Raw genomic sequence first — 3851 nt, forward strand, 5'->3', positions numbered from 1 at the left:
CCTGGCTGTTCCTGCTGCCGGGTCTGGCGGTTGTCGCCGCGTTCTCCCTCTACCCGTTCCTGAGCACGAGGTTGGTGACGTGGGCCTGGAGCGGCGCGTCCTCCTCGTACGTCGGGGCCGGGACGTGCTCCAGGATCGTGGAGAAGAACGGCTCCAGGCTGGTGCTGTCCGCGGGGACGGTGCCGTCCTCCGGCTTGGTCAGCGAGGCGATGCCGTCACGGCCGCAGGCGTAGACGATCGGGAACTCGATCTGGTCCTCGTCGGCGTCCAGGTCGAGGAAGAGGTCGTAGGTCTCGTTGACGACCTCGTCGATGCGGGAGTCCGGGCGGTCGGTCTTGTTGATGCACAGGATGACCGGCATCCGGGCCTGCAGGGCCTTGCGGAGCACGAAGCGGGTCTGCGGCAGCGGGCCCTCGGAGGCGTCGACGAGCAGGACGACCGCGTCCACCATCGACAGACCGCGCTCGACCTCGCCACCGAAGTCGGCGTGGCCGGGGGTGTCGATGATGTTGATCGTGATCGGGTCCCCGCCGTCCTTGGGGTGGTACTTCACCGCCGTGTTCTTGGCGAGGATCGTGATGCCCTTCTCACGCTCCAGGTCGTTGGAGTCCATGACCCGGTCGTCGACCGAGTCGAGCTGGTGCGCGGCGAAGGCTCCGGCCTGCTTGAGCATGGCGTCGACGATGGTCGTCTTGCCGTGGTCGACGTGGGCGACGATGGCGACGTTACGAATGTCGTGGCGCGTGGGCATACGTGGGGCGCTTCTCCCGGGATAGGTGACGGCGTCACGCACGGTCCGGTGCGCGAGCCCTTGCCGGGCGGACACGCCACGGCCTCACCCCATGGTACGGGGCGGTTCCCGGTACTGCGCGGGGAGGCTCTGACCTGCGGATTTCCGAGGGCGGCAGCTGATCGGCCCGTCCTTGGGCTTCGAGGACACGCGGCCAGGCCGCGTCCGGGGGGCCGGGGGCGGAGCCCCCCGGTCAGCGCAGGAACCCGATGTCCTGGTACCGGGGGGCGGCGAGCCCGAAGGCTCCCGCGTTCACGACGTTCTTCCGCGCCGCGACCAGCTGCGGCCGCTGGTAGAGCGGGATCGAGCCCGCCACCGCCCAGATCCGCGCGTCCGCGCGGTCGACCAGGTCGCGGGACGCGTCCTCGTCGAGTTCGCCGGCCGCCTGCTCGAAGAGGCGGTCGATCTGGTCGGTGCCGACCCGTGTGTAGTTCTGCTCGACCAGCAGCGAGCCGTCCGCGGCGGGCTGGGGCTTGGCGAAGATGGGGCGGGCGTCGGTGGCCGGGAAGGCCCCGGTGGGCCAGGCGTAGAGGGCCAGGTCGAAGTCGCCGGCCGCGATGTGGTCCTTGAAGAACGCCGCGTCGTCGACCTTGGTGATCTCCGTGTGGACCCCGATGGCGTCGAGCTGCCGGGCGATCCGGTCTCCCACGGCCCGCAGCGGCTCGGCACCCGCGCCCTTCGGGAGGACGAAGCGGAGGGCGAGCTTCTTGCCGTCCTTGACCCGCGGGGGCACGCCCGCGGCGGCGCGGTTCCCGCCGGCGTCCTTGTCGGCCGCGGTCTTTCCGGCCTTGTCGGACTTCTGCGCGGCCTGGGACGTCTTCCCGGCGGTGCCGCCCGTGCCGCCGCCCTGGCCCTCCTTCCAGCCCGCGTCCGCCAGCAGCGCCCGGGCGGCGCGCGGGTCCGTGCCGCCGATGGAGTCGCTGTTGTCCCGGTAGCCGGCCTGGCCGGCGACGAGGAGGTGGCTGCCCATGGGGCGGGCGGGCAGGCCGAGCGGCTTGAGCACGTACTCGGCGATGGCCTTGCGGTCGACGGCGCGGGCGATCGCGCGGCGGACGCGCTCGTCGGCGAGCGGCCCGGAGGCGCCGTTGAGGGCGAGCTGGGTGTAGGCGGGTTCCAGGGACCGGCGGACGACCAGCCCGCGCAGCGGCGAGTCGGCGGGCTTCGCCTGACCTGCCGGGGCGGGCAGCCCTGCCGGGGCGGGCAGACCGGGCTGGGCGGGCAGACCGGGCCGGGCGGGCAGACCGGATTGAGCTGACTGGGCGGGCTGGGCGGGCTGACTGGCCGGAAGGGTGGGCACGGCGGGGACGGCAGGGGCGGCCCTCCCCGCCTTGCCGGCCGCGTTCCCGGGGGCCGGAGAAACGGCGGGGCCGACCGAGCCGGCCGGGGTCACCGGACCTGCGGGCCCGGCGGAGCCGACAGGGCCGGCCGGACTGACGGGACCGGCGGGACCGGCGGGACCGGCGGAGCTGGGCGCACTCCCCGGGTTCGCCTTGTTCGCCTCGTCCTCCGCGCGCCCCCGCTGCGGCCGGTTGGCGCGCTCGATGCTCTCGGCCACGTCCGGGGTGATCTCGGCCAGGTCGACCCTGCCGGTGGCCAGCGCGTCGGCGCGCTGCTCGCGCGGCACGGTGCGCAGCACCAGCCTGTCGAGCTTGGCCCGGTCGCCCCACCACAGGGGGTTGCGGACGAGCGTGAGCGTGCCCTGCTTGGCGTCGGAGCCCTCGATCCGGAACGGCCCCGCGCCGGTCCGCAGCTCCTTGCGGGCGGAGTCGTTGAAGGCGCTGCCACTGCCCATGACCGTCTTGGGGTAGAGCGGGGAGAAGAGGGACGGCCAGTCGGCGTAGTGCTTGGCGAAGGTGATGCGCACCTCGTGGGCGTCGGCGCCGCGCTCGACCTTCTCGATGCGGTCGTAGCCGGCGTTGCGGGCGGTCCAGAAGGCGCTGTCCTGGCCGCGCAGCGCCTTCCACTGGGCCTCGAAGTCGGTGGCGTCGATCGCCCTGCCGTCGGTCCAGACGGCGGCCGGGTTGAGCTTGTAGGTGACGATCTGGCGGGGCTGGCGCTGGACCACCTCCGCGGAGCGCAGGAAGTCCGGGTCACGCTGCGGGCGGCCGCTCTGATCGAGGGTGAAGAGGGTCGGCAGGACGGCCTGGGCCACTTGCTGGGAGGTGGCGTCCGCGTCGGCCTGGAAGGTGTTGAAGGTGGTCGGCAGCGCGTCGACGGCCCAGGTCAGGGTGCCTTTGTCGGCGACCTTGACGCGCGGGGCGGGGGCGATGTCGGCGGGTGCGGCCGGGCTGTCGGCGTCCTCCTGAGCGCCGGAGCAGCCGGCGCAGCCGGCCAGCAGCGCGCCCGTGGTGAGCAGGGCGGCGGCGGGGCGGCGCGTGCGGGACCGGGCGCTGGACCGGGTGCAGATGGACATGGCGCTACCTCCGCCGGCCCGAGGCCGGGTCTGCCGGATCCGATGAACGGCTGATCGCGATGAACGATGAACGTTGATCGCATCTACGGCCTCACTGAAGGCGACGGGCCGCGGTCCGGCACGGCGACACGGCGGGAGCCGGGCGCGCGTCACCCGGACGGCGGGTCCCGGGCGTCCGGACGCGCGGAGGGGGCGGCGGCTGTCTTCCCTTCGGGCCATGTGACGCGCGACACTCTCTGTCGCACCAGCGTCGCCATCCGCAACCGCCGACGCGGAAGTGAGGGCAAGTCATGTCCTTGACCGACGACCTGACGTCGATTCAACGCTGTCTGGACGAGCTGGACCGGGCGCTCGGCAGGCTGGAGCCGCGGCTGGGCCGCAGCAATGGCCTGGAGCTGCGGCGGGTCCGCACGGACGCCTCCCATCTGCGCGAGAGCCTCGCCCTGCTGCGGGAGAGCGCGCCGCCGGAGCGGTCGCGCGAGCCGTCGCTGCCGGTGGTCCCGGTCCCCGACGCCCCGTACGACGCCTCGCTGTGGCAGGGCGCCGACGACGAGGGGCTCGGCTCCTGCGACCGGCGCGCGCCCTGAGCCGCGCGCCGGCCGAAGCGCGTCACACACCAGTTCCTACGACTTCTCTACCCCACTCCTG

At 73.5% G+C, this 3851-nt stretch carries 2 protein-coding genes and 1 pseudogene; 1 reads left to right on the forward strand and 2 read right to left on the reverse strand.

Features of this window, described 5'->3' with window-relative positions; all coding sequences use genetic code 11:
* Nucleotides 1-67: 67 nt before the first annotated feature.
* Nucleotides 68-751, reverse strand: a pseudogene (locus AB0K09_RS31005) (GTP-binding protein); the annotation flags it as partial.
* A 232-nt stretch (nucleotides 752-983) separates the two neighbouring features.
* Nucleotides 984-3203 carry an ABC transporter substrate-binding protein gene (locus AB0K09_RS31010; RefSeq protein WP_366068731.1) on the reverse strand — a complete coding sequence of 740 codons (2220 nt, stop codon included), beginning with the start codon at nucleotides 3201-3203 and terminating at the stop codon, nucleotides 984-986.
* Between the two features lie 290 nt (nucleotides 3204-3493).
* Here AB0K09_RS31010 and AB0K09_RS31015 point away from each other — a divergent pair, with 290 nt between their 5' ends.
* On the forward strand, nucleotides 3494-3790 hold the full coding sequence (locus tag AB0K09_RS31015) for a hypothetical protein (protein WP_366068733.1): 297 nt from the start codon (nucleotides 3494-3496) through the stop codon (nucleotides 3788-3790).
* The last annotated feature ends 61 nt before the right edge of the window (nucleotides 3791-3851 follow it).

The organism is Streptomyces sp. NPDC049577 (assembly GCF_040675635.1).
In the GTDB taxonomy this organism is placed as follows: Bacteria; Actinomycetota; Actinomycetes; order Streptomycetales; family Streptomycetaceae; genus Streptomyces.

What these genes read in the sequence shown, in the direction of transcription:
- AB0K09_RS31010 (WP_366068731.1), bottom strand. Translation starts at nt 3,203, where the DNA reads ATGTCCATCTGCACCCGGTCCAGCGCCCGGTCCCGCACGCGCCGCCCC.
- AB0K09_RS31015 (WP_366068733.1), top strand. Translation starts at nt 3,494, where the DNA reads ATGTCCTTGACCGACGACCTGACGTCGATTCAACGCTGTCTGGACGAG.